Annotated in this window: 31 protein-coding genes and 1 tRNA gene; 2 read left to right on the top strand and 30 right to left on the bottom strand. The window is 35.7% G+C overall.

What is annotated here, in order from left to right; translation table 11 throughout:
• The 18 genes from ACJMLZ_RS02660 to cbiM all read right to left on the bottom strand — a co-directional run.
• On the bottom strand, positions 1–413 hold a 413-nt coding region (locus ACJMLZ_RS02660), incomplete at its 3' end, for a HisA/HisF-related TIM barrel protein (protein ID WP_405303820.1).
• A gap of 412 nt (positions 414–825) precedes the next feature.
• Positions 826–1110 (bottom strand): DUF3194 domain-containing protein, encoded by a 285-nt coding sequence (locus ACJMLZ_RS02655; protein WP_405303819.1) that lies wholly within the window; start codon positions 1108–1110, stop codon positions 826–828.
• A 37-nt stretch (positions 1111–1147) separates the two neighbouring features.
• Positions 1148–1495 carry a prefoldin subunit beta gene (locus ACJMLZ_RS02650; protein WP_405303818.1) on the bottom strand — a complete coding sequence of 116 codons (348 nt, stop codon included), beginning with the start codon at positions 1493–1495 and terminating at the stop codon, positions 1148–1150.
• A gap of 41 nt (positions 1496–1536) precedes the next feature.
• Positions 1537–1803, bottom strand: a complete 267-nt coding sequence (locus ACJMLZ_RS02645) for a KEOPS complex subunit Pcc1 (protein ID WP_405303817.1) — start codon at positions 1801–1803, stop codon at positions 1537–1539.
• The gene (locus ACJMLZ_RS02640; protein WP_405303816.1) at positions 1796–2281 is read right to left on the bottom strand and encodes a Brix domain-containing protein; all 486 of its coding nucleotides are present in this window, start codon (positions 2279–2281) and stop codon (positions 1796–1798) included. Before ACJMLZ_RS02640 ends, ACJMLZ_RS02645 begins: the two co-directional genes overlap by 8 nt.
• Positions 2282–2323: 42 nt before the next feature.
• A complete protein-coding gene (locus ACJMLZ_RS02635) occupies positions 2324–2455 on the bottom strand; it encodes a DNA-directed RNA polymerase subunit P (RefSeq protein ID WP_292608962.1) in 132 nt (43 codons plus the stop codon).
• Positions 2456–2458: 3 nt separating this feature from the next.
• Positions 2459–2728, bottom strand: coding sequence for a 50S ribosomal protein L37Ae (rpl37A, locus tag ACJMLZ_RS02630; protein WP_292820165.1), 270 nt, complete (start codon positions 2726–2728; stop codon positions 2459–2461).
• A 230-nt stretch (positions 2729–2958) separates the two neighbouring features.
• Entirely contained in the window at positions 2959–4443 is a 1485-nt protein-coding gene (gene guaB / locus ACJMLZ_RS02625; RefSeq protein ID WP_405303815.1) for an IMP dehydrogenase, read from the bottom strand.
• Between the two features lie 12 nt (positions 4444–4455).
• Positions 4456–5169 carry a (5-formylfuran-3-yl)methyl phosphate synthase gene (locus ACJMLZ_RS02620; RefSeq protein WP_405303814.1) on the bottom strand — a complete coding sequence of 238 codons (714 nt, stop codon included), beginning with the start codon at positions 5167–5169 and terminating at the stop codon, positions 4456–4458.
• Between the two features lie 87 nt (positions 5170–5256).
• Positions 5257–6459: an LUD domain-containing protein gene (locus ACJMLZ_RS02615; protein ID WP_405303813.1), complete on the bottom strand. Its 1203-nt coding sequence runs from the start codon at positions 6457–6459 to the stop codon at positions 5257–5259.
• Entirely contained in the window at positions 6446–7117 is a 672-nt protein-coding gene (locus tag ACJMLZ_RS02610) for a (Fe-S)-binding protein (protein ID WP_405303812.1), read from the bottom strand. The genes ACJMLZ_RS02615 and ACJMLZ_RS02610 overlap by 14 nt, the downstream gene beginning before the upstream one ends.
• Positions 7118–7122: 5 nt before the next feature.
• Entirely contained in the window at positions 7123–7488 is a 366-nt protein-coding gene (locus ACJMLZ_RS02605; protein ID WP_405303811.1) for a DUF2304 domain-containing protein, read from the bottom strand.
• Between the two features lie 14 nt (positions 7489–7502).
• Positions 7503–8198 carry a glycosyltransferase family 2 protein gene (locus ACJMLZ_RS02600; RefSeq protein WP_405303810.1) on the bottom strand — a complete coding sequence of 232 codons (696 nt, stop codon included), beginning with the start codon at positions 8196–8198 and terminating at the stop codon, positions 7503–7505.
• Positions 8199–8213: 15 nt separating this feature from the next.
• Positions 8214–8672, bottom strand: coding sequence for a riboflavin synthase (gene ribC, locus ACJMLZ_RS02595; protein WP_067041664.1), 459 nt, complete (start codon positions 8670–8672; stop codon positions 8214–8216).
• Positions 8673–8807: 135 nt separating this feature from the next.
• The gene (locus ACJMLZ_RS02590) at positions 8808–9644 is read right to left on the bottom strand and encodes an ATP-binding cassette domain-containing protein (protein ID WP_405303821.1); all 837 of its coding nucleotides are present in this window, start codon (positions 9642–9644) and stop codon (positions 8808–8810) included.
• 7 nt (positions 9645–9651) lie between these two features.
• Positions 9652–10344 (bottom strand): cobalt ECF transporter T component CbiQ, encoded by a 693-nt coding sequence (gene cbiQ / locus ACJMLZ_RS02585; protein ID WP_405303809.1) that lies wholly within the window; start codon positions 10342–10344, stop codon positions 9652–9654.
• Positions 10345–10383: 39 nt separating this feature from the next.
• The gene (locus ACJMLZ_RS02580; RefSeq protein WP_405303808.1) at positions 10384–10671 is read right to left on the bottom strand and encodes an energy-coupling factor ABC transporter substrate-binding protein; all 288 of its coding nucleotides are present in this window, start codon (positions 10669–10671) and stop codon (positions 10384–10386) included.
• A gap of 9 nt (positions 10672–10680) precedes the next feature.
• Positions 10681–11346, bottom strand: a complete 666-nt coding sequence (gene cbiM, locus ACJMLZ_RS02575) for a cobalt ECF transporter S component CbiM (protein ID WP_405303807.1) — start codon at positions 11344–11346, stop codon at positions 10681–10683.
• A gap of 199 nt (positions 11347–11545) precedes the next feature.
• Between cbiM and pyrF the strand changes: the two genes are divergently transcribed.
• Both pyrF and ACJMLZ_RS02565 read left to right on the top strand, forming a co-directional pair.
• Entirely contained in the window at positions 11546–12193 is a 648-nt protein-coding gene (gene pyrF, locus ACJMLZ_RS02570) for an orotidine-5'-phosphate decarboxylase (protein WP_405303806.1), read from the top strand.
• Positions 12194–12279: 86 nt separating this feature from the next.
• Complete coding sequence (locus ACJMLZ_RS02565) at positions 12280–12522, top strand: DUF5654 family protein (protein ID WP_292820199.1); 243 nt, start codon at positions 12280–12282, stop codon at positions 12520–12522.
• Between the two features lie 39 nt (positions 12523–12561).
• Here ACJMLZ_RS02565 and ACJMLZ_RS02560 read toward each other — a convergent pair whose 3' ends face one another.
• The 12 genes from ACJMLZ_RS02560 to ACJMLZ_RS02505 form a co-directional block, all read right to left on the bottom strand.
• Positions 12562–13089 (bottom strand): hypothetical protein, encoded by a 528-nt coding sequence (locus ACJMLZ_RS02560; protein WP_405303805.1) that lies wholly within the window; start codon positions 13087–13089, stop codon positions 12562–12564.
• The gene (locus ACJMLZ_RS02555; protein ID WP_405303804.1) at positions 13090–14013 is read right to left on the bottom strand and encodes a deoxyhypusine synthase; all 924 of its coding nucleotides are present in this window, start codon (positions 14011–14013) and stop codon (positions 13090–13092) included.
• A 19-nt stretch (positions 14014–14032) separates the two neighbouring features.
• On the bottom strand, positions 14033–14935 hold the full coding sequence (locus ACJMLZ_RS02550) for a CBS domain-containing protein (RefSeq protein WP_405303803.1): 903 nt from the start codon (positions 14933–14935) through the stop codon (positions 14033–14035).
• Between the two features lie 142 nt (positions 14936–15077).
• Entirely contained in the window at positions 15078–16067 is a 990-nt protein-coding gene (locus ACJMLZ_RS02545) for an ATP phosphoribosyltransferase (RefSeq protein WP_405303802.1), read from the bottom strand.
• A gap of 64 nt (positions 16068–16131) precedes the next feature.
• Entirely contained in the window at positions 16132–18177 is a 2046-nt protein-coding gene (locus ACJMLZ_RS02540) for a heavy metal translocating P-type ATPase (protein ID WP_405303801.1), read from the bottom strand.
• 250 nt (positions 18178–18427) lie between these two features.
• Positions 18428–18553 carry a hypothetical protein gene (locus tag ACJMLZ_RS02535; RefSeq protein WP_405303800.1) on the bottom strand — a complete coding sequence of 42 codons (126 nt, stop codon included), beginning with the start codon at positions 18551–18553 and terminating at the stop codon, positions 18428–18430.
• Positions 18554–18564: 11 nt separating this feature from the next.
• A complete protein-coding gene (locus ACJMLZ_RS02530; protein WP_405303799.1) occupies positions 18565–19692 on the bottom strand; it encodes a TIGR04083 family peptide-modifying radical SAM enzyme in 1128 nt (375 codons plus the stop codon).
• A 2-nt stretch (positions 19693–19694) separates the two neighbouring features.
• The gene (locus ACJMLZ_RS02525) at positions 19695–19904 is read right to left on the bottom strand and encodes a TIGR04165 family Cys-rich peptide (RefSeq protein WP_405303798.1); all 210 of its coding nucleotides are present in this window, start codon (positions 19902–19904) and stop codon (positions 19695–19697) included.
• Positions 19905–20065: 161 nt separating this feature from the next.
• The gene (locus ACJMLZ_RS02520; RefSeq protein ID WP_405303797.1) at positions 20066–21289 is read right to left on the bottom strand and encodes an aldo/keto reductase; all 1224 of its coding nucleotides are present in this window, start codon (positions 21287–21289) and stop codon (positions 20066–20068) included.
• 86 nt (positions 21290–21375) lie between these two features.
• Entirely contained in the window at positions 21376–22233 is an 858-nt protein-coding gene (gene galU, locus ACJMLZ_RS02515) for a UTP--glucose-1-phosphate uridylyltransferase GalU (RefSeq protein ID WP_405303796.1), read from the bottom strand.
• 96 nt (positions 22234–22329) lie between these two features.
• A tRNA-Leu gene (locus ACJMLZ_RS02510) sits at positions 22330–22416 on the bottom strand.
• A 59-nt stretch (positions 22417–22475) separates the two neighbouring features.
• A partial coding sequence (locus ACJMLZ_RS02505) for a DUF371 domain-containing protein (protein WP_405303795.1) occupies positions 22476–22883 on the bottom strand: 408 nt, incomplete at its 5' end.

The raw sequence follows: 22883 nt of genomic DNA, 5'->3' as shown, positions 1-22883 counted from the left end.
TCATCATTTTTAACGTCAACGCTTATTACAATCCTTTCTTTTGGATACTTTTCAAAAATCCTTTCCATCTCTTCTATGCTTTCCAGAGTCTCAGTCGGAATGATTACCTTATAGGCGAAATCCAGGAAGAATTCAAATGATTCGTAGTTCTTTACCCCACCGTCAAAGATTACCGGCAAAATTGTGTTGACCATTTTGATGTCGTTTATATTGTGGCCGTTTGACTCTATCAAATCCAAATCGGCGATATACATTTCATCCGCGCCGTTCAGTTTCAATCCCTGAGCTATTTCAACGGGATTTGAAGATGGCGCAAAAACAGTTCTTAAGGGTTGATATGTGTCTCTCATGCCTGATTTGCCGCTTACGGCCTGGTGCTGTTTTAAGTCTATAACTGGAATTTTCTTAATCATGATAATAGATTAGACAAAAGAAGTATTTAATAATTTTAAAAAAAAATCCAAGGAGGTGAATTAAGCTAATGAAATTAGCCTAATTCGATAATAAAAAATAATGATCAATTTAGGTAAATAAAAAATATGTTTTTATGAACCTCTATTTAATTAATTAAATTACATACTATATAAATGTTACTAAAGTTTAAAAAAATTAAAGTATAATTGAATAAATAATTTATAAAAAAATCTTAATAAATTAGAAAATATTTAAAAAAATTAGTAATATCTAAACAAAATATATGTAAATAAAAGAGATTATAAACTAGAACTTTTTTGGCAAGCTAAAATTCCAAAAAAAGAATAAAATTTGCTTGATAAAGTTCAATTGAAAAAATTAAAGTAGAAAATAGAAAAAATAATGAAAAAATCAGACCCTGAAATTTTCATCGATATATGAGTCGAACTTCAAGTAAGCTTCATCTATAGCTTTCATAATCTGGTCTTGTGTAATCTCTGAAAGCTCATCAAATAAAACCCCAACATCAACGTCAACGTCCAGTTGCTCATTTTCATAGCTGAGAGTTATATCCAAATCCAAATCTTCCAATTCTTTGGTGGAAATTGTCTTTGAAATTTCCCTCTCAAGGATTTCGCCGAAATCATCGGAAATTTTAGACAAATCATCCGGGGTTAATATCTTTAACTTTGACATAAAAATCCGTAAAAAAAAGAAAATAAAAGTATTAAGCCTATTGGCCCATACCTTGCATAGCAGCCTGAATAGTAGCTTGCATCTCTTCGAGTTTTTTCATGACCCTTTCTTCCTGGCGGGACATGGTCTGTTTTCTTAACTCAAGAGTTTCCAATTTATCTTCCATTTCAGCTAAAGCGTCAGCGTATTCCACTTTAATGAGTAAAGTGCCAGCTTGTTTGAATACTTCAGTAGTTTCATCGCATTTTTTGAGTTCTTCTAACGCTTTTTCAGTTTCTTGAATTTGAACTTCAACATTTTGAACCTGCATGGTTACAGCCTGAGCCTGTTGTTGTAATTGTTGAAACTGATTTAATTGATGTTGAATATTTTCAGGAATCTCCATAATATCACCTTATTTTTATTTTAAATCATTTTATATGAGTATTAGTTAATTAAATTATTTATTTCCAATGCCAAGTTGATCCATTTGATTGCAGAGTTGATGGACGCCCGGAAGGAAGTTGAATCCTCCGCATCGATATTAATCAGGATATTCTTACCCTCCAGTTCGATTGTCATTGATGACCTGTAGTCGGGAGCCGTATCGAACTCCAGAATTATGGAATCGTATACGATTTTAGCATCTTCACTGTTATCAAATTCAATAGTTATATCACTTTTTACGGATTCAAGAGGAGTTTCTTCAATCATGTGAAACCTCTAAAACCTTCTTGACATTAATCTGGAACTTATTGGCCTGTCCAAACTTATTGACAAAATTAATTTTGGCCACCAAGTCATCACTACTAGAAATCAGTATACAATTGTCATCCGCCTTATCGACAAGTTCAATGTCAAGTATATCGCTTAAAACATTGAGCTGTTCGACTTCACAAACTATTTTCAATTTGGAAGGAGCAATATTAAGCTTTTCATTTTCGATTGTGGCTCCTATGAGAATTACAAGTAAAACTTCACCCTTATTTGAGTAGAATGTTATTTTGCTTGGGTTTCCCTTAATCTCATTTACAATAGCTAGGTTAAATTCATCCAGTTCCAATGCCTTCAGAAGAAGTTCGCGCATGTTCATTTTTCCCCTATTCACTGAGGTGGAATCAGTACAACGAGCTAAATTCTTACAGAACTTTCTAGTTTTTTGAGAAGGCTTTCTAGAAGTTGAAATTAACATAGAAAATCAAAAATAGTAAAAAATATGATAAAAGCAGATGAATTATCTTGCTTTTATAACTCTGGTAGTTTCCGGAACATTCTTAAATAAAATCCTATATCTGCATTTAGGACATTTATTTTCCATGTAGCTCTTGTGGTCTACTTCTGCTCCACAACGTGGACATCTATACAATGCCTATTCCTCCACTTTAATGTCTCTGATACTGCGTGCTGCAGATTTTGCCATAGGAGTTTGTGGAACGTAAGCTCCACCGGTGAATACTGCACCGCATTTTCTACATTTCCAAATTCCTGCAGCTTGTCTTTTTACATAAGGTCTGTCACATTTAGGGCAAACATGATTCTTTTTCATGTTTTCTTCGATGATTTTTACAGATCTTTTTGCTTTTCTTCCGTATCTTGGACCAAACCTTCCTGTGATACCTACTTTTTTAGTTCTTGCCATTTAATATCTCTCCATAATAATGAAATTTGTAATAATGTAAACTAAAAGAATTTACATTGATTATCTAAAAATAATCATAAAATAATCTAATGTAATAATATTAGATTAACTAATATTTAAATGTTTTCTTAAAAATAGGGATTTTAAGAAAAAACAAATCAAAAAATTATAAAATATAATATTTTGAAGAAAATAATGCCCAATCAAAAAATGATAAAATATTATCCAACCTATTCAAGTGTTGGATAATTTGGACTTTCGTTAGTAATCAGCAAGTCATGAGGATGTGATTCCTTAATACCGCTGCTTGTGATTCTAACAAATCTTGCATTTTCTTTCATTGCAGCAATATCCTTTGCACCACAGTAACCCATTGATGACTTTAAACCGCCCACCAACTGGAACAATATTTCAGCAATTGTTCCTCTGTATGGTACTGCACCTTCAATTCCTTCCGGAACATATTTGGTGTGGTTCATTTTACTTTTTTGACCTTGGAAGTATCTGTCTGCTCCACCATCAAACTCACTGGTCATAGCACCCATTGATCCCATTCCACGGTATTTTTTGTATTGCTTACCGTTCATCACAACAATATCACCAGGAGCTTCCAATGATGCTGCAAGCAAGTTTCCAAGCATTACTGCATCTGCACCTGCACCAATAGCTTTTGCAACATCCCCTGAGTATCTGATACCACCATCGGCGATTACAGGAACTCCTGAATCACGGGCAGCATCGGCAACGTCGGAAATTGCAGTGAGCTGAGGTACACCGACACCAGCTACAATACGAGTAGTACACATTGAACCCGGGCCGATACCTACCTTAAGTGCATCTACACCCATGGAAATCAAATCTTCAGCAGCCTCAGCGGTTGCAATATTACCTACACACAATTCCGCATCGATATTGTCCTTGATTGTTTCGGTGAACTTGACTACATTCATGTTGTGTGCATGGGCACAGTCAATTGAAATGATATCCGCACCTGCCTGGTCAAGAGCCATTGCCCTATCTAAATCAAAAGGACCGCATGCTGCAGCAACCAAAAAGTTACCGTCTTTATCACGAGCTGCATTAGGATATTGGGCTTGATTTAATATATCTTTAATAGTAATGATTCCAACCAATTTACCGTCACGAACAACAGGCAGCCTTTCAACTTTATTGTCATAAGCAATGTTTAAAGCTTCCTCAGCAGTGACTCCCTCTTCAACAGTCACAACATCAGATGTCATGATATCCTTAATTTCGGTATTAGGTTCTGATTTTAAAAACGGTCTGATGTCTCTTTTTGAGATAATACCCATTATTTTATCATCGTCAACAACCGGTAAACCACTAATAAGTTCATTTTGCATTACAGTCTCTGCTTCAGCAACTGTAGAACCCGGAGAAATAGTTATAACATCCCTAATTGTTAAATCTTCAGCATTTTTTACTTTTTTGACTTCTTCAACTTGCCTTTCCTGTGAGATGTTTCTGTGAAGTACTCCTATTCCACCTTGTTGAGCCATTGCAATTGCAAGGTCAGCTTCAGTTACGGTATCCATTGCGGCACTTAGAACAGGAATATTCAATTTGATTCCTTTACCCAACTCAATTTTAGTATCAATATCCTTAGGTTCTACATAGCTCGCATTTGGAGTTAAAAGAAAATCGTCAAAGGTATAAGACATTCTTGCTTCTTGAACTTTTTTTGAAAATGACATATTAACACCTATCTAAAATGAATCGCATAACTCTTTTAATTCAGCTACGGCAGTGTGGTGGATTTTACCAGTATTCCTGTCACCACCTACACAGGCAGCTCCCCTAATTCCAACAACATCACATCCAATATCATGCAACGGTTTTAACTGGTCTTTTTTGACGGATCCTGCAAGTGCAGTTAAAAGACCATAACTGTGAGCCTCATCCACAAATTCCTGTAATTTGTCTATATCCAAATAATCAAATAATGTATGACCATCCTTAACAGCAGTGTCAAGCATTGCAAGGTCGCATCCTGCATCCTTAGCAACTTTTGGAATTTCCATAGGATCCACTGCGCCAACACGATGTGCATCTGCATATCCTGCGGCTACGATGATTGTGTCTTCACTAATATCTTTAACAGTTTTTACAACATTTTCCATGACTTCAACTGCTTCGTCATGATTTTTTGTTCCGTATAATCCAACTTTAATATAATCAGCACCAGAAACATGAGCGCCCATTGCTGCAAGAGAAACTGTACCTGGCTTGTAAGGCACATCGCCTAAAGTGGCACTTACAAGTTTGTCTTCAGGAGTCAACTCCCTAATTTCCTTAATAACCCATGGGAAATTAGCACCTAAAGAGCCTTCTTTAGGATTTTTTACATCAACAATGTCTGCTCCACCTTTAATTGATTCTAGAGCTTCTTCATGATTTATAGGGCTTATTAATAGAAGCATGTATTTCCTCCAATAAAATATAATATTATAATATAATAATATTACTTCTTCATTATTTATAATACTATTGTTTTTTAAAAAAAAGAGTTAAAATGGAGAATCATTTTTAGAAATATTCTCTTTGATTTTTCCATGAGCCTTAGGATAAAATCCAACATCGGTTGACAATTTTCTCATGTTTTCTATTATTTCATTAGTGGGAATGGAAACCGGACAATTTAAAGTGCACAATCCGCATAATGTACACATATAAAGGCCTGAATTAAAGCAGGTTTCATCATCCTCAATGAATTTGGACATGGCCACTCCTCGACCGCCAAGATAATTGTTGAATCCGAATTCGTTTCCAACAGCATTATAGACCGGACAGTGAACAACGCAGTTTCCACATCCTATGCAGTATAAGCATTCAGGAGTCGCTTCGCTCCTTCCATTGTCCAAAAGAATAACTACAACCCTTTCAGCACCGTACATATTTTTAAGAAGCTTTTTTTCTATATCTGCTGTCTTTGACGGACCTGAAACTATATTCATATAAGATGTAACATAGTTTCCGGTTGCAAATATTGTCTCCAATTTGACAACAGAGATTGCGTCTTCCAATGTAGGTACTATCTTATCGATTCCAGCTACGATTATATGCAAATCTTTAAGAGAAACTATTGAAATATTACCCTCATTGTGAACCATTACAACAGACCCCTCTTCGGCAGCTATAGCATTGGCTCCACTTATACCTACTCTTGCATTTTTAAGGCGGTTTGTAACATCTTGCCTAACAAGTTCCATAATTTCACGAGCTTCGGGATTGACATTTGCATCCAAAGACTCGTTGACGATGTCCGTAATTTTTGAAATATTCAAATGTGAAGCAGGACCTGTGGGATGAACCGGCTTGTTGTCTGTACGTTTCAATTGCAAAATCCTGTCACCCAAATCTGTCTCAACAACCTCATAACCTCTTTTAGGCAATTCCCTTTTAAGGTTAATCTCACCCAAAGTATTTGATTTGGCCTTGGCAATGACTTTGGAATCATATTCACGAAGCAGTTCATAAATGATTTCCAATGCATCGTCATCACTTTCAGCCATCATCACATCAATGTCATTGCGTTTGAATGATTCAATGGCCTGATTTAAAAGTTCATCCTTACACTCAATGGATTCCTTTTTTATTTCACGGACCCTTGACTGCAGTCTTCTGGCGGAAGGTGAATCCTTAATTGCCTGAGACCTTTTTTTGACGGTATTGAATGATTTTCTCATTGTTTCAAGTTCACTGGCTTTCATCAGCACCACCATATCTTACTAAAAATTCAGTCAAATCCAAAACTTCCATATCATCATTTTCAAGATTAAGCTTGCAGAACGGACATGGAGTTACTAAAATCTCACAACCGGTACCCATTGCCTGGCCAATCCTTATTTTAGCCATTTCATCGGCAATTTCAGGATATGCGGACTTAACTCCACCACCTGCACCGCAGCATAAGCTGTCCTCACGGATGTTTTCCATTTCAACCAGATTAGCAGCAGTTTTAATTACATCCCGTGGCTCATCAAAAACATTCAAGTGACGTCCCAAATGGCAGGAATCATGATAAGTTACGTTCAAATCCTTTTTTGTGAAATTGAGCCGGCCTTCCTTAATCAAATTATCTAAAAGCTGGGATATGTGGATTACATCCAGACCTTCGTAATCCTCCTTAAGTGTCTTGAAGCATCCTGCACATGAGGTCAATATTTTTTCACCTTTAAGAATTTCAGTGTTTTTATTGATCTGCTCACGGGCCTCATCTTCAAAACCTGTCCTGAGCAGAACGGATCCGCAACACATCTCATCATCCAGAATATGATAGTCCACACGAGCCAATTTCAAAAGTTTCTCTGTTGCATCCTGAATGCCCGTTTGCTTTTCCCGTGCAGTGCATCCTCTAAAATATAACATGTAATCTATTCTTCCTCATCCAATTCTATTTCATTGCGGATAGCCAATTCACGGACCAAATCATTGATATGCTGATTCATGTCATCAAATTTGATGTATAATCTGAAACCAAGATATAAAGATAACAAAACACCGATGATAAGCAGTAAATCTATACCTCTGCCGAATCCGAACAAATCCGCAAGAGGAATAGTTATATCCGGTTTGAATGCAAACAGCAATAGAAAAATCCAGATAACAATCCACAATACAAATGCTGCAGGAGTACTCTTTTTATTGCGAAGCCTCTGATAGGCAAAAATCAGTGTGAAAATAGCAATTAATACTAATAGTATTTGGTATAAATGTAGTGAACCTAAAATGAAAAACACCTTCCAACATATTTTTAAATTCTAAATAAGTCTAAAATCATTTTAAATAATATTTTTATTCCAACAATAGCATCAGTTCCCTTATGTTGTGTTTCGGGAGTGTATATTGTAGTTATTGTGACTTCTTCCAATCTGAAATTCTTATCTGAAATTTCCTTAATGAATTCGGAAGATACGGCATAACCTGATGAGACTATATTGATTTGGCCGGCCGCATCTGCAGTAAATGCCCTAAGGCCGCTTTGTGAGTCCCGGACATTTCTTCCATAAAATATCAGGGTTAAAAAGTTCATTACAAAATTTGCAAAACTCTTTGAAATCGGCATGTCCTTCAGGGGCCTTGCACCAATGCAAGCATCAGCCTTTCCATCCTGAAGCGGTTTGACTACCTTAGCTATATCCTCAATGGCATGCTGGCCGTCGGCATCGAAAGTCAATATATATTTGGCGCCCTTTCTGATTGCAGTTTCCATGCCTGTCTTTAATGCGGCACCCAGACCTCTGTTAATCACATGTGAAACGATGAATATCTGATTTGGAAATTTCTTTTTGGATTCAATTGCCAAATTTAATGTATCGTCCTTAGACCCATCATTTACAAGCACAACATTATAACCTTCTTTAGCAATTCCTTCTATAACCTGAGAAACTGTTTTTTCTTCATTATATGCTGGAACAACAACAAAAATTTCATCTCTTGAATCTGACATAATAATCTATAAATTTTATAATGGACCTGCGTCCTCTTTTCCTTCGCGCATTCCCATGCCTGCCTCTTTTCTCATTGCCTTTCTGTGATACATCATTTTGATTAGATTCTGTGCATGTTCGCGAGCCCTGTTTTCTGCAAGTTTGGCAAGCTCAACAGGATCTTCCTCTTCATCCTCATGGACAAATACTTCCAAAATATGGGTATTGGTCATGAGCTGTGCATTGATAAGGCCGGTTGACGCTTCATGAGCGCACATCTTATCCTTTTCCATAGGCCCCGGCATTCCTAAAGCCATGACGATATCACAGTTTTCTTCTTCAATGAGAATTTTAGCTGTTACCGGCAAGTCCTTAACTCCCGGAACGGTTTGGCGTATTATTTTTAAATCATACGCATTGTTTTTAAGCTCATCTATTGCGGCTGCCGCCATATCAAAACGAGCGAATGTTGTATCACAAATACCAATTCTCATATATTCACCTTATAAAAGAATATGTAATTATTAATATAAATGTTTAATTAAAAATAAGAAAGTATTATTTTTTATTACTGCAAGTAATACATTGAATGTGAAAAATATTATATAAAAATAAGTTAAAAAAAATAATTAATTTTTATTTAAAAGTTCTAAGAACTTCTCTTTTGCTTCATCAATTGTTAAAGGATAATCCCCATTCATGTCAAAGCCTTGTTCTTCCTCAAGTTGTTGGAATAAGTCTGTAACAATAGGAACCTTTAGATTAGCTTTTTCAAGTATTTCAGGCTGTGCAAAAATCTCTTTAGGAGTGCCTTCACCTATTAATAAACCATCAACCAAAACAAAAACCCTGTTAGCGTAGTTTGGAACCAAATCCACTTCGTGTGTTGAAATGATAATGGTAATTCCCTCTTCATTAAGTTCATCCAACAATTTACTTAAATCCTCTACACCTTGTGGGTCAAGACCAGCAGTAGGCTCATCCAAAACCATTATCTCAGGTTTCATTGCAAGAATACCTGCAATAGCCACTCTTTTCTTTTGACCTCCGCTCAAGTGATGGGGAGCTGTTTTTTCATAACCTGACATGCCAACACGTTCTAATACTTCAGTCACCCTATCCTGAACCTCTTCCATAGATAATCCTAAATTCAAAGGTCCGAAAGCAACATCCTCTTCAACTGTTGGAGCGAATATCTGATCATCTGGATTTTGAAATACAATACCTACTTTCTGTCTGAATTTCAATAAAGACTTCTTATCATATTTCAACTCTTCACCATCAATAAAGACTTGTCCTTCATCTGGCTGATAAATTCCATTTAAATGTAAGAACAATGTAGACTTACCTGCACCGTTTTTACCTAAAAGAGCAATCATATCTCCTCTTTCGACTTTTAAACTTACTCCTTTTAGTGCCTGATAATCCGCATTATAAGAATATTTCAAATTTTTAACTTCTAACATACTCATACTATTCCCCCTTTTTAGGTTCATAAAGTGGAAGTTCTCCAGTATAACCTCTTGAATCAAGAGCAAATTGAAGTGTTTCACTTTTATCAAGAGATCTTAAAAATATTGTACTTGTTAAAGCACCCAAAGATTTGAATGATGTCCAATATGATGAATATCCCAATCTTGTATCCTGTGCCTTTTGCATTGTGTCAATTTCATTCAAGAAAATGAATATTGCATTATACATCAAAAGTCCAATTTCAATCATGATTTTCGGAACCTTTAAAGTTGCCAAACAATGCAAGATTTTTGCAATAGGAGTTGTTAATGCTAAAAATCCTAAACAAGGAAAACAACCCATTACTCTCATGAATGTATAAACCGCATAATGAAAAGAGTCAGTTGTTACAACAATTCCAAGAATGCCAGTTTCATAAATTACATCCCCCTTTCCAAAGAAGAACAATAAAAATACACAAGTAATTACAAGAAATGCAACCGGAATTGATAAAAATTTCAAATAGGATCTAATACTAATCTTTGCTATTGCCAATATTACAAAAGACATTACAACAAAGATTATAACATCAAAATATAGATTATCCAGTGCCAATGTAACAATTAACAAAATAATTGTCAAAAATAACTTAAAATAAGGATTTGTTTCAGTTAATTCATTATGATGAGCAATATAATCCATATCAAATTTCATAATATCACAAAAAAAGAAAAAAATAAAAGAAGAAAATAATTATTCTTCTTTACCTTGTCCTCTCCAGTAACCAAATGCATATCCAATAATGATTGCACCTATGGCCGCTTGAAGAGCAAATAATAAACTTTCTATTTCACCACTAGGTGGTTCCCATATAGATGAAAACCAAGGTTCAAAACCTGTTTCTTCGATAGCTTCACCGGCGGCATCATCTGCACCACCGAAGTATCCATCATCTTCCCCATGACCATTAAACATAATTAATGGTGCAATGAACAATATGATACAAACTGCAGCTAAAATTAATAATGTAGATGTTTTCATTTTATCACCTTATGCTTCATTAGGAGCTAAAGCACCTAATTTATCTAACAATTTTGGTTTGTAAGCTTTTAATCTGTCCCAGATAATTACAGTTAAGATACCTTCACCAATAGCTAATGGTACTTGAGTTACTGCGAAAATAACTAAGAATTTTACTAATGCTTCACTGAAAGTTGGAGCAGGGAATGCGAAAGCTAATTGGAATGAAGTAGCTACATAAGTTAATAAGTCACCTAAAAATGCTGCAAAGAAAATAGCAATAGTTGATGAAATATTAGCTTTAGTTAATCCTTTGTATACAAGCCATGCTGCTAATGGTCCAATAATACCCATTGAGAATATGTTAGCACCTAAAGTAGTTAATCCACCGTGAGCAAGTAAGATTGCTTGGAAAAGAAGAACAATAGTTGCTAATACAGCAGTTACAGCAGGACCGAATAATGCAGCACCTAATCCGTTACCACAAGGGTGAGAACAACTTCCAGTAACAGAAGGTAGTTTCAAAGATGATAATACAAACATGAATGCTCCACTGACAGCAAGTAATGCTTTTGATTCTGGAGTTTCATCCACGATTTTTTTAATTTGATATAAACCAAATGCAACCACGATGAATGATATGACGAACCATATTATACACCAGGTTAATGGTAAATATCCTTCCATAATATGCATAAATAATTTCCTCCGAATAACCTATCAATATTAATTGATTAAACACTCAATAAAAATTTAAATTATAATTAATTTAAATTAAAGTTTTATTGATAAACATATTATATACCTTATTATATATAAATATTATTAGTAATACTACAAACTAAGTTTAGAAAAACCAAATTAAAATTACTGATAAATTAACCAAGATGATAAGATGAATATAAAAAATAACCTAATTTTAGCCCTTGACGTTATGAGTGAAAGTGATGCAATCAAAATTTGTGACGATGTAAAAGACTACATCGATACAATCAAAATAGGCTATCCCCTGGCACTGGCCGAAGGCCTTGAGATAATCAAAACCCTTAAGGACAAATTCGGATTTAAGGTAATATGTGACTTCAAAGTTGCTGATATCGATGCAACAAACTCCAAAATTTGTGATGAAACATTTAAGGCCGGCGCCGATGCAATAATTTGTCATGGATTTGTGGGATCCGACAGCGTGCAGGCATGTCTTGACATGGCAGACAAACATGGCAAAGAACTGTTTTTGCTTACTGAAATGTCCCATCCCGGCGCCAAAATGTTTTTGCAAAAAAATGCAGATGCCATTGCTCAGATGGGAGTCGATATGAAAATAACTAACTTCGTAGCACCCGCTACAAGGCTTGACAGATTAAGCGATATAAGGGATATTGTCGGCAAGGATGCATTCATTATATCCCCCGGTGTTGGAAAGCAGGGCGGCGATGGTAAAAAAACTCTACAATATTCAAATGCCATAATCGTTGGAAGAAGTATTTACGAATCAGAAAATCCAAAAGAAGCTTGTGAAGAATTGATAAAATCACTCAAATAAAGCTAAACTATTTTAATAAAGAATAATAAAAATAATATTGTTCTTTTAAAGTGAACATTAAAATAAGTTAAATGAGGTGATAAAAAATGGCAAACGAAGTAACAAAATTAATTATGGAAACAATTTTAGCATTAATTACAACTGCATTCGCATTTGTAGCAGGTGAAGCATGGAACAGTGCAATTCAAAAATTGATCGAATCCATTATAGGTGCAGGAGACGCACTCCCAAGTCTATTCACTTACGCTATTGCTGTTACCATAATCGCTGTAGTCGTAACCGTACTCATTGCTAGAGTAGCTGGCAGAATGGGTATCGAAAACGAATAAATTTAAAGGAATTTTTAATTCCTTTTTAACTTCTTTTTTTTAATTCAAATTTTCAAAAACAATTCCTGCAATTTCATAGGCTATTTCAAATGAAATGAAGCATACGAATATCCATATATTGAATATTCCTGAAATTGCCAATAGTAAAATCACTATTTTCATCACAAATCTATATTCAAAGAATAGATTCAGAAACTTATTATCACTCACCTTTGATATTAATTCATGACCGACTTCATCTGAAAGCGCTGATAAAATGCATATCAGTAAAACAACTAGGCTTAACTCGGGAATTCCAAATATAAGACAAATTAAAACAAAAACAATCAAGGTAATTACATGATGAATTCCATCTACTTTTAATGCAAGCAGGTTACCTATTAAAATGGCAATGAATATGTATGCTGCTTCAATACTGTAAACCGTTGCAAAACCGGATGCAAGACCGCATAAAACGCCAATTAAAGATGCCCATTTAATATCATGCCTAACGTCAAACAGGTCATCCGAATATTTCATGAAAAATCCGGACAATATGAATAATATTGCCAAACTAACGTAACTCATCTAATCACTGTCAATCTTATCTAAAGCGGCCGCGTAAATCAATGGGAAAATAACTGTAACATCACCTACAACACTTGCCAGATTAGACCCGCACTTTGCCTTTGCCCAAGATTTTGCCTCTTCAAGAGGCGCTCCACCTAAACTGCCCGCTTCAGGCCTGTCCATAGTAATCTGAATAGCTGAGTCAAGACCCCCCTTGATTACATTGGAAGCCAGAGTATAATGTTTTGTAAGACCACCTCCAAGCAGGATTGCACCTACCTTTTCTGAGTCAAATACAATATCTGATAGATAGTGCATATCAGCAACTGCATCCACAACAAAGTCATGATCCTGGTTGAAAATCCAAAGCTGCAAACCCATCATGGAATCAATCAGTCCGGGAGCAAAGATTGGAACATTATTTCTTGCAGCGGCACCGACAAATGAGTTTTCATCATCAATCAAAAGTCCAATTTCAAAAAGCAATTCCTGAATGGAAATAACTTTCTTTTTTGAAGAGATTTTCTCAAAAATCTTAATTATTTCACTTTCAAAAATCGTAAAGTCATCAGCACCTACATTGATGTCCGCAATTCTTCCGATTCCTTCGGCATTCAAATCCTCATCATCCTTTCCTTCATGCTGATAATGGCCTCCGCCGAAGGCTTCAACCAAATCATGAGTAATATTTGCACCACTGGAAACTATTAATCCCACATGACCTTCATTAATCATCTTTGTCACAATATTTCTCATTCCACCCGGGATTAAAGGACCTCCAAGACTCATAAAGACATTCATATCCTCATCTTTAATCATTTCAGTTAAGATATTGCAGGCTCTTGAAACCCTTCCGGCGCCTAAAACACCGGATTTATCAAATTGGTCCACCAAATCGGAGACCTTCATACCATTGTCTACATTAATTGGATTTACTTTCATTAAACCACTTAAATTAAAATCAGTTTGTAATAATTGGGAATTGGTCCAAATTAGTAATAATATTTATTAAATCAGTTCTTGTTACAATTCCTATTAAGTTGCCATCATTATCAGAGATTATTAACCTGGAAATAGATTTTTTAAGCATCAAATCAATTGCATTGGCTATTTTTAAGTCTTCATTAACTATTACAACATCTGAAGACATCAAATCCCCTACGGTTGCATTTTCATTATCTTCAGCGATAGCCAAAACCAAATCAGTTACTGTAAATACTCCAACAACATTCCCATCTTCAACAACCGGAGCACCATCTATTTCATTGAATACCAGTTTTTTTGCAGCCTGTTTGATTGAACAGTCTTTTTTAAATGAAATCACATCACGGCTGGCAATGTCACCAACTGTTTTTTTAGGAATGCTTCTGATTGTTGTTGTATCGACAAGCAGGATATTGTCCATGTCGTCTCTACCGACAATTTCCCCCATTACGCCTAAATTATTGACTGGAGTTGGACCTATCCTAATTGTATCTCCTAAATTTAAATCTTTAATACTTCCTAAAACTTTAATTGCAGCTTCACATTCACCGGGTTGCGGCACACTTGTAAATTCTATTCTTGCAACAGAAATATCATCTAATCTTTCATCATTTTTATAGATGGGAACTTTTGAATCGTTTTCGGAAACTTTAATATTTAAAGAATGATAAGCCTCAATAGTTGGCTTATAACCTCCTCTAGGACCAGGAACTCCTTTAACTAAACCCAAACTCCTTAATGATTGCATTTGATTACGTATTGTTCCAGGATTTCTTCCCATTACCTCGGCAATATCTTCTCCCTTGATTGATTTGCCATTGGAAGATTGGTATAAATTAATCAGTGTTTGTAAAATTTCCTTTTGTACAGATGTTAACATCCTTTCACCCATAACAATAATTTAATTATTATTAAATATGTTTGAAATTATTTATAAATGTTAATGATTTATAATGATTATTTGAAATTCGAAAAATAGGAAGATTAAAAATTTTTAAAAAAAAATAAAGAAAATAAAATGATTATTCAACTAATTGTTTCAAATCATTTCTGATAATGGAAGTCGCATCGAATCCCTTGATGGCATCCACCATTTCCGGGAATTTTGCCTTAGGAATCAGCACATTGATCTGTGAGAAATCAGACCCCGGAGTGATTGTAGGCTCATCGGCACAGAGCTTATTGTCAACAAGATAATTGGAAACTTCCTCGATTTTGTTGTTGGAAATGTTGAATTTCACATCGAAATATTTCTTAGCTGTGATGGCTCCCAATAGCTGTTCATAAATCATTTGAGCCTTTTCAAGCTTCTCACCAGTACAGCTTACACCCGCATAAAGACCTGCTGAAGAATGAAGGATTGTTTCTATTTCCTTTAAACCAGCTTTCCTTAAACTGCTTCCGGTTTGAGTATTGTCAACAATCAAATCGGCACCTTTTGCAATATATACTTCAGTAGCGCCATCAGAGTTGATGACCTGCACCATCTCATTGTCACCATGTGTTAAACCCCTAACCTGAACGAACGGTACTGCATCGCCGTAGATTTCCTGATATGCCTCATTTTCCATCATGAACTTTCTAGTCAAGTTAGGATATTCAGTAAAGCATAAAATAGGAGTTTTACGATCCTTATTTGCTCTGAACAGATCAGATAAACTTTCATATGGAGAATCTTTAGGAACCGCAACGATCAAACGGGTCTTTCCATAATCCAAATCTCCAATCTTAATAGTTTCAGTTTTTCTTAAAACGGATTCCTCTTTAATCCAGTCTTCACCAACAATAGCTATATCAATAATCCCCCTGTTCAACTCCACAGGAGTGGATTGTGGACGGGTTAAAAAAGCTATAATATCATCGTCATTTAAAATTTCAATTTCATAAGATTCATCGCCAGGTTCATATCCCTTAACTTCATAACCTGCATCAACAAAAAGTTGATAAGTATTTCCTCTTTTTATGTTATTTAAACTTCCCTTTGGAAGTCCTAAAATTATTTTATCGTTCATAATAATACCTACAATAAAGGTTATTCATTAAACTATATATTAGTTTTGAAAAAAAGAAAAAAAATTAGTTGTGATATGCTTCACAACTTTGTCTGTTTAAAGCATGTTTGTGAACATGCATATGTTTCACACCACTGCCTGTTTCGATTTCATCAATAATCTCAATGCCATCATGTGAATGAGTGTGCTCCCCATCATTGTGGAAATGATAATGTGAGTGCTCCACATTTTCTGAGTCAATTTTCTTGATTGAGTCATCGAACTTTCTGTCATACAGTAAAGCTGCATTCAATACAACAAGACAAGATCCTGCATTGTGAACAATTGCTCCTGTTACCGGATTCAAGAGTCCTAAAACAGAACAGACAATTGCGGCTGCATTAATTGCCATCGAGATTATAATATTTGCCTTGATTGTAAACAGTGTAGAGTTGGAGAGCTTTTTGAGATATGGAATTTTACCTATATCATCCCCCAAAAGCGCAATGTCAGCAGCTTCAATAGCCACATCACTTCCAACAGATCCCATTGCAACACTAACATCCGCAGTTTTAAGTGCAGGTGCGTCATTAACACCATCACCAATCATACAGACCTTTTTGCCTTCACTTTTGAGCTTTTCAATCCAGGAAAGTTTTTCTTCTGGAAGCAAATTGCCGTAAACCTTGCCTATTCCGACTTGGGAAGCGAAATAATTTGCAGTTTCCGTATTATCTCCTGTAAGCAATATAGTTTCAGTATCCAAATCATGCAAACTTTGAATCATGTTTGCAGAATCTTCACGAATGACATCAGACAATCCAATGAAACCCGCAACCTTATCATTTAATGCAACGATAATTGAAGCTTTTCCCTCACTTCTAAGTTTGTCCAGATAACTCTCGTCCACAACAATACCATTTTCATTTAAAAATTTGGAGTTTCCAGCGTAAACAGTACCAAATGAGTTATTACAGCTAACACCCTTACCAGGATACATATTGAAGTCTTGTGGTTCTTCAATATCCATTTCCAATTCTCTTGCTTTATCAACTATAGCTTTAGCTAATGGATGTTCACTTAAAGTTTCGCAGGATGCAACCATTTTAAGCAAGTCATTTTCTGATAAATTATCCATTGCAGGAATTACGTCTGATACCTGCAGGTTTCCGTATGTCAATGTACCTGTCTTATCAAATACCAATGTATTAAGAGCACCTAAGGTTTCAAGAGCCTCACCGGATTTGATCAATACACCATATTTTGTTGCCTGACCAATAGCTGCCATAATGGCTGTAGGTGTTGCAAGTATCAAAGCACATGGACAGAATACTACTAAAACAGTTACTCCCCTTTCAATGTCTCCTGTTATCAGCCATGCTGCAATAGCAATTAATAATGCAATTGGAACCAACCAGGTTGCCCATTTATCGGCAATTCTTTGAGTTGGAGCCTGCTTTTCATCTGCTGCCTTTACAAGGTCAATCAATTTTTGAAGTGATGAATTTTCACCCAAACTGGTTGCCTTGATGTCAATTGCACCGTACATGTTCATGGTTCCGCAGAATACCTCGTCACCTACTTCTTTATCTATAGGCAGTGACTCACCAGTCATGATTGACTGGTCAAGAGATGAAGTACCGCTGATGATTTCACCGTCAACAGGTACGCTTTCACCGGGAAGTATTCTTAAAGTATCGCCTATCTTGATTTCATCAACTGAAATTACTTCTTCGCGGCCATTTACAATCCTTCTACCGGTCTGAGGAGTAAGATTGATAAGATTCCTTAAACCTTTTTTAGCCCGTTCTACTGTCCAGTCTTCTAAAAGAGCACCCAATGCCATAATCCATGCAACTTCACCCGCTGCAAAAATCTCACCAATCAAAAGTGATGCGACCATTGCAATTGCAATCAAAAGTGCAGATGAAATCCATTTTTCACGGATTAATCTGGTCATAGCAAGAAGCAACATTGGAATACCACTGATGATTACTGCTCCCCATGCGGGATTCAGGTAAATCGGAGTTTCTATTCCAAGTATCATGAAAATAATTGCAATAACGAGAAATATCGCGGAGATGATAGTCATTTTCAAGCCAAATAAAAAATCAGTTATCTCATCAATCATATTTCCACCTTCTTTTGATAGTTATTCGAAAGAAAAAAGTATTACTTTTTTCGAGTTCATTTATATATGCAGTATTACTATTACATAGTATTGACTTCATATTATATAAAAGTATTACTTTTTTTAAATTCATTTAAATACTCAGTATTACTCAAAAAAATTTTCGTGAAAAATCAAAAATTAAAAAATACAAAAAAACGATAGAGGCAATAACTTCTAGTTAGTCAAAAAAATAGATTCAGAGGAAAATCTAGTCTTCCTCTTTTTGTTCAAAATTCATGCACTGTTTGACATCCAATAGCTGATGTTCATTGATTTTGCAGACGATTTTATACTTGTCTCTTACTTCCAGGTGTTTGCAGTCATCACAAATCATATTATCACACATTAAGGTTTCATGGCCAAATCCATTATGCTGAATGGCTCGCCATCTTTTCTCTCAGCGGGCGCACCCATTCCAAAAGCGGATTTAGCAAATTCCTTATTCATTCTTTTTGAAACTTCGCCAAATATTATCTTATATGCATCGCATTGTGGATCAACTGCCTGAGGAGTTTTATGCGCAACGATTGCATTGTAAGGACATCCCCCTTCACAGTATTTCACATATCTGCACTTTTTGCAGTTTTCTCCAACATAATCCCTGAATTCCTGAAGTTTTGCCCATGCATCAGATTTCTTTAAATCATCAAAGCTTGGATTATTAGCCACATTGCCTAAAACATACTCAGACATCCCGACAAATCTGTAGCAGGGATAGATAGAACCATCTGCTCCGACAGCCAAAGTGGTTCCTATACAGTCGGCAAATGTACAGAGTGTTCCTCTTCTCCGGAGCGCGGATTTGCAAATATGGTCCAAATCCATTATTGAAAACTTGTCCAAATCATAAAGATATTTGTCCAGCCAATCGACCAGGAGTTTACCATGTTCCTCCTGATTGAGAGCCCAAGGATCTGCATTGTCTCCCCTTAAAGAAGGTAATGCCGCATGAATCTTAAGGCTCATTCTTTCACCTTTAAAGAATTCATACAGTTCATCAGAGAAGTCTTTTGAATATTCAGTTACAGTCAAAACAAAGTTAATTATCAAACCTCTGCTTTTGGCAAGCTCATATTTGGACATTGTCTTGTCAAAGTAACCTTCTCCCCTCTGGTAATCATTGATTTCCTTTGGCCCGTCAATGCTTGTGCTAACAACCACATTGTATTTAACAAATAAATCTATCATTTCTTCAGTTAAAAGCCAGATGTTGCTTTGAAGTGAAAAACCCTCGAAATTTTCAAGTTGTGATAGTTTTTCCAGAGCATATTCGTAAAAATCATAACCTGCCAGAAGCGGTTCACCGCCATGGAAAGTGAAATGGACCTTATCATCCCTGAAATCGCCTAGCCATGCGATAATCTGGTCAATGATTTCAGTGCCCATCATTTCCTTTTTGTTATCTGAACCCCAACAGTATTTGCAGTTTGACGGGCAGTTTAGGGTAGGTATAATCATTACATGAAATGTCATATTTATACAGGTAGTTTATTTAATTCATTCAACAATTGTTTTTTCTCATCCGGATCAATATCATCATTCACAAAGAAGATATAACCGCATTCCTCACATTTTACTGCATTCATTTCAGCATGTGCACGGTGATTATCCAATAATCTTCTATGAGCGATTTTGTCTTTTGAACCACATTTTGGACATGGCGCTAATAATTCTTCAAGTTTCATATTTTCACCTTTACATTAAAGTTGGTTTTCAAAATATATTAATTTTATCAGTGATTGAAAACTTTAAATAAGATTTTTAAAAATTTGCAAATTAAATTGAATAAAAAACAGGCCAAGAATATTTGGCAAAAAACTTAGACTTTGCATAAAATCAGAAGCAATCAACGATTTAAAATCTTTACTAAATATTTGTATATTGGAAAGCCCACATGCCTTACAAAGGACAGCGCATAATTGACACCTGGAAATTCAAACTCCTTTTTGACCTTTTTAAGCTCAGAAATGATATCCAGCTTCTGAGGGCATTTCCTTAAACATTTGCCGCATGCATTGCATTTGCCTGCATTTCCGGAATTCCCCATTATGCCCCCCACATACTGATAATAGTCAGCAAAAGACTGATTGAACAATCCCCTATGCCCAAACAGATACTTCTCGTTATAGATTTTAATGCATTCGGGAATATTGACTCCCTGAGGGCACGGCATGCAATATCCGCATGTTGAACAATTGATTTTAAGCGAATTTCTCATGACCCTTTTTACAAGCTCGACCGTTTCCATTTCCTCAAAGCTCATTGATAACGGAGTAGTCTCATTTGCAACAGCAAGATTCTCCTCAAGCTGTTCAAAGCTATTCATTCCAGATAGGACACAGGTGATATTCCTGTTATTCAAAACCCACTGCATCGCCCATTGGGCATTGCTTTTATTTGGGTTTGCCTTTTTAAATATGTCTTCAGCGTCTTTAGGCATTTTTCCGGCAAGAATTCCTCCCTTAAGAGGTTCCATTACAAAAATACCCAAACCTTTTGAGGCGGCATATTCTATACCTTCCATGCTGGCCTGAACATTTTCATCAAAATAGTTATACTGAACCATTACAACATCCCAGTCATAACCGTCCACAACTATCTCAAATTCCTCTTTGGGCCCGTGATATGAAAAACCTATGTTCTTTATTTTTCCGTCAGCTTTCGCTTTGGTGATGAATTTAACCAAATCCCTTTTAAGAAGGCGATTAACTGTTTTCAGGTCAACGGCATGGATAAGATAATAATCAATGAAGTCAACATTAAGTCTCTTCAGCTGTTCATCCAGGAAATTCTCCATATCCTCATATTTTCTGACATTGATGGAAGGCAATTTTGTGCATATTTTAACTTTTGGTCTGATTTCAGGCGTTAAAATCTCACCCAAAAATGTTTCGCTATCCCCATAAAGATATGCAGTGTCAATGAAATTAACGCCATTGTCTATTGCATTAAAAATTAGTTGTCGGGCTTTGATTCTGTCAATCTTACCATTCTTTAATGGCAATCTCATTGCTCCAAAGCCCAATGAGGATATTTCATCCCCATTTTTCTTGATTACTCTATATTTCATATTATCTTATGATGTCTGCATAATCAAAAATCAATGTTCTTAAAAGCTATTAAATTCAGTTACTATATAACTGAAATCATCGAGTTTCAATTTTTAGAGCATTTGATCATTTTTTTCATATAGTCCACCAGATCTGCGCTAAACTCTTCATCATCCATCGCAAATTCGATTGAGGTTTTCAACCATTCAAAACGGTTTCCTATATCATAGGTTTTTCCTTCAAATGTAACTCCATAAATTGCATCCAGTTTTTGAAGTGCATCTGTCAACTGAATTTCACCGCCAACACCCGGTTCGGTTTCGTCAATCTTATCAAAAATGTCAGGAGTCAATACATAACGACCCATGATAGCCAGATTGGAAGGTGCCTGATGGGCCAATGGCTTTTCAACAAGTTTATCTATTTTATAAACATTCTCTTCAACTTCATTTCCCTTAATGATTCCGTATCTTTCCACCTTTTCTTTTGGAACCGCTTCAAGTGAAATTGCGGATGCATCATATTTTTCATAAACATCAATCAGTTGTTTGGTGCATGGAGTAGAACCTTTGGTTATGGAATCTCCTAAAAGAACAGCGAATGGTTCTCCACCGATATGCTTTTTAGCACAGTAGATCGCATCACCTAATCCCCTTTGCTCCTTTTGTCTGACATAACAGATATCAGCCAGATCAGTGATTGCACGAACTTGTTTCAAGCGTTCGTCCTTACCTGCACTCTGCAAAGTCTGTTCTAGTTCAAATGATTTATCAAAATGGTCCTCAATAGACCTTTTATTTCTACCTGTAACGATTAAAATGTCATCAATGCCGGAAGCTACCGCCTCTTCAATAACATATTGGATAGTTGGCTTGTCATAAACAGGTAACATTTCCTTAGGTTGAGCTTTAGTCGCAGGCAAAAATCTAGTACCGAAACCTGCTGCTGGAATTACTGCCTTCATAATTTATCACCAAATAAGTTTAATTTATATTATATTTTAGTTAAATTATTATAAATAACTTATTAATTAAAAAAAGAGTTTACATAATTTATTAAATGGTGCGGGAGACGGGACTTGAACCCGCGAAGGGACTGACCCACTAGGCCCTCAACCTAGCGCCTTTGACCGCTCGACCACCCCCGCATAAAACAAAAGTAGTTATAAAAAAATATATTTTTTAAGTTATATAAAGTTATCTGTTTTTAGCACAATTTTATAGTTACTTCCATAATTTTTTCATTTTTTAAATCTTCAATCAGGTCTTTGTCAAGATCTCTTGCCGCCTTATCTGCATTGATCATCAATGTTCTTGAGCAGGTATAGTCACTGGTTCTGCAAACGATATCAGTAGGATGAGTCAAAGTCAAATCTTCATGACCAAAACCGGTTATTTCATCATGACCGTTTTCAGTGTCTAGAATAACCTTAATCTTGGTATTGGGATTGGCTATTTTATCTTTAAAGTCCTGGGGAAAGTTTAACATGGTGCTGTCCATGCCAACACCGATTATGCAATCGGCAGTTGGGCCAATTTCAGCGTCCTTTGTAATTTCAAAAGTAGAGTTGTGAAGAGATGATACATTCTTATGGCCTTTGGTTTTAAGCTTAAA

Origin of the sequence: Methanobrevibacter sp. (assembly GCF_045126245.1) — an archaeon.
In the GTDB taxonomy this organism is placed as follows: domain Archaea; phylum Methanobacteriota; class Methanobacteria; order Methanobacteriales; family Methanobacteriaceae; genus Methanocatella.
The sequence above is the reverse complement of the archived record's forward strand: the minus strand, read 5'-3'. Positions and strand labels throughout refer to the sequence as shown.

What these genes read in the sequence shown, in the direction of transcription:
- ACJMLZ_RS02655 (WP_405303819.1), bottom strand. Translation starts at nt 1,110, where the DNA reads ATGTCAAAGTTAAAGATATTAACCCCGGATGATTTGTCTAAAATTTCC.
- ACJMLZ_RS02650 (WP_405303818.1), bottom strand. Translation starts at nt 1,495, where the DNA reads ATGGAGATTCCTGAAAATATTCAACATCAATTAAATCAGTTTCAACAA.
- ACJMLZ_RS02645 (WP_405303817.1), bottom strand. Translation starts at nt 1,803, where the DNA reads ATGATTGAAGAAACTCCTCTTGAATCCGTAAAAAGTGATATAACTATT.
- ACJMLZ_RS02640 (WP_405303816.1), bottom strand. Translation starts at nt 2,281, where the DNA reads ATGTTAATTTCAACTTCTAGAAAGCCTTCTCAAAAAACTAGAAAGTTC.
- rpl37A (WP_292820165.1), bottom strand. Translation starts at nt 2,728, where the DNA reads ATGGCAAGAACTAAAAAAGTAGGTATCACAGGAAGGTTTGGTCCAAGA.
- guaB (WP_405303815.1), bottom strand. Translation starts at nt 4,443, where the DNA reads ATGTCATTTTCAAAAAAAGTTCAAGAAGCAAGAATGTCTTATACCTTT.
- ACJMLZ_RS02620 (WP_405303814.1), bottom strand. Translation starts at nt 5,169, where the DNA reads ATGCTTCTATTAATAAGCCCTATAAATCATGAAGAAGCTCTAGAATCA.
- ACJMLZ_RS02615 (WP_405303813.1), bottom strand. Translation starts at nt 6,459, where the DNA reads ATGAAAGCCAGTGAACTTGAAACAATGAGAAAATCATTCAATACCGTC.
- ACJMLZ_RS02610 (WP_405303812.1), bottom strand. Translation starts at nt 7,117, where the DNA reads ATGTTATATTTTAGAGGATGCACTGCACGGGAAAAGCAAACGGGCATT.
- ACJMLZ_RS02600 (WP_405303810.1), bottom strand. Translation starts at nt 8,198, where the DNA reads ATGTCAGATTCAAGAGATGAAATTTTTGTTGTTGTTCCAGCATATAAT.
- ribC (WP_067041664.1), bottom strand. Translation starts at nt 8,672, where the DNA reads ATGAGAATTGGTATTTGTGATACAACATTCGCTCGTTTTGATATGGCG.
- ACJMLZ_RS02590 (WP_405303821.1), bottom strand. Translation starts at nt 9,644, where the DNA reads ATGTTAGAAGTTAAAAATTTGAAATATTCTTATAATGCGGATTATCAG.
- cbiQ (WP_405303809.1), bottom strand. Translation starts at nt 10,344, where the DNA reads ATGAAATTTGATATGGATTATATTGCTCATCATAATGAATTAACTGAA.
- ACJMLZ_RS02580 (WP_405303808.1), bottom strand. Translation starts at nt 10,671, where the DNA reads ATGAAAACATCTACATTATTAATTTTAGCTGCAGTTTGTATCATATTG.
- cbiM (WP_405303807.1), bottom strand. Translation starts at nt 11,346, where the DNA reads ATGCATATTATGGAAGGATATTTACCATTAACCTGGTGTATAATATGG.
- pyrF (WP_405303806.1), top strand. Translation starts at nt 11,546, where the DNA reads ATGAATATAAAAAATAACCTAATTTTAGCCCTTGACGTTATGAGTGAA.
- ACJMLZ_RS02565 (WP_292820199.1), top strand. Translation starts at nt 12,280, where the DNA reads ATGGCAAACGAAGTAACAAAATTAATTATGGAAACAATTTTAGCATTA.
- ACJMLZ_RS02560 (WP_405303805.1), bottom strand. Translation starts at nt 13,089, where the DNA reads ATGAGTTACGTTAGTTTGGCAATATTATTCATATTGTCCGGATTTTTC.
- ACJMLZ_RS02555 (WP_405303804.1), bottom strand. Translation starts at nt 14,013, where the DNA reads ATGAAAGTAAATCCAATTAATGTAGACAATGGTATGAAGGTCTCCGAT.
- ACJMLZ_RS02550 (WP_405303803.1), bottom strand. Translation starts at nt 14,935, where the DNA reads ATGTTAACATCTGTACAAAAGGAAATTTTACAAACACTGATTAATTTA.
- ACJMLZ_RS02545 (WP_405303802.1), bottom strand. Translation starts at nt 16,067, where the DNA reads ATGAACGATAAAATAATTTTAGGACTTCCAAAGGGAAGTTTAAATAAC.
- ACJMLZ_RS02540 (WP_405303801.1), bottom strand. Translation starts at nt 18,177, where the DNA reads ATGATTGATGAGATAACTGATTTTTTATTTGGCTTGAAAATGACTATC.
- ACJMLZ_RS02535 (WP_405303800.1), bottom strand. Translation starts at nt 18,553, where the DNA reads ATGATTTGTGATGACTGCAAACACCTGGAAGTAAGAGACAAGTATAAA.
- ACJMLZ_RS02530 (WP_405303799.1), bottom strand. Translation starts at nt 19,692, where the DNA reads ATGACATTTCATGTAATGATTATACCTACCCTAAACTGCCCGTCAAAC.
- ACJMLZ_RS02525 (WP_405303798.1), bottom strand. Translation starts at nt 19,904, where the DNA reads ATGAAACTTGAAGAATTATTAGCGCCATGTCCAAAATGTGGTTCAAAA.
- ACJMLZ_RS02520 (WP_405303797.1), bottom strand. Translation starts at nt 21,289, where the DNA reads ATGAAATATAGAGTAATCAAGAAAAATGGGGATGAAATATCCTCATTG.
- galU (WP_405303796.1), bottom strand. Translation starts at nt 22,233, where the DNA reads ATGAAGGCAGTAATTCCAGCAGCAGGTTTCGGTACTAGATTTTTGCCT.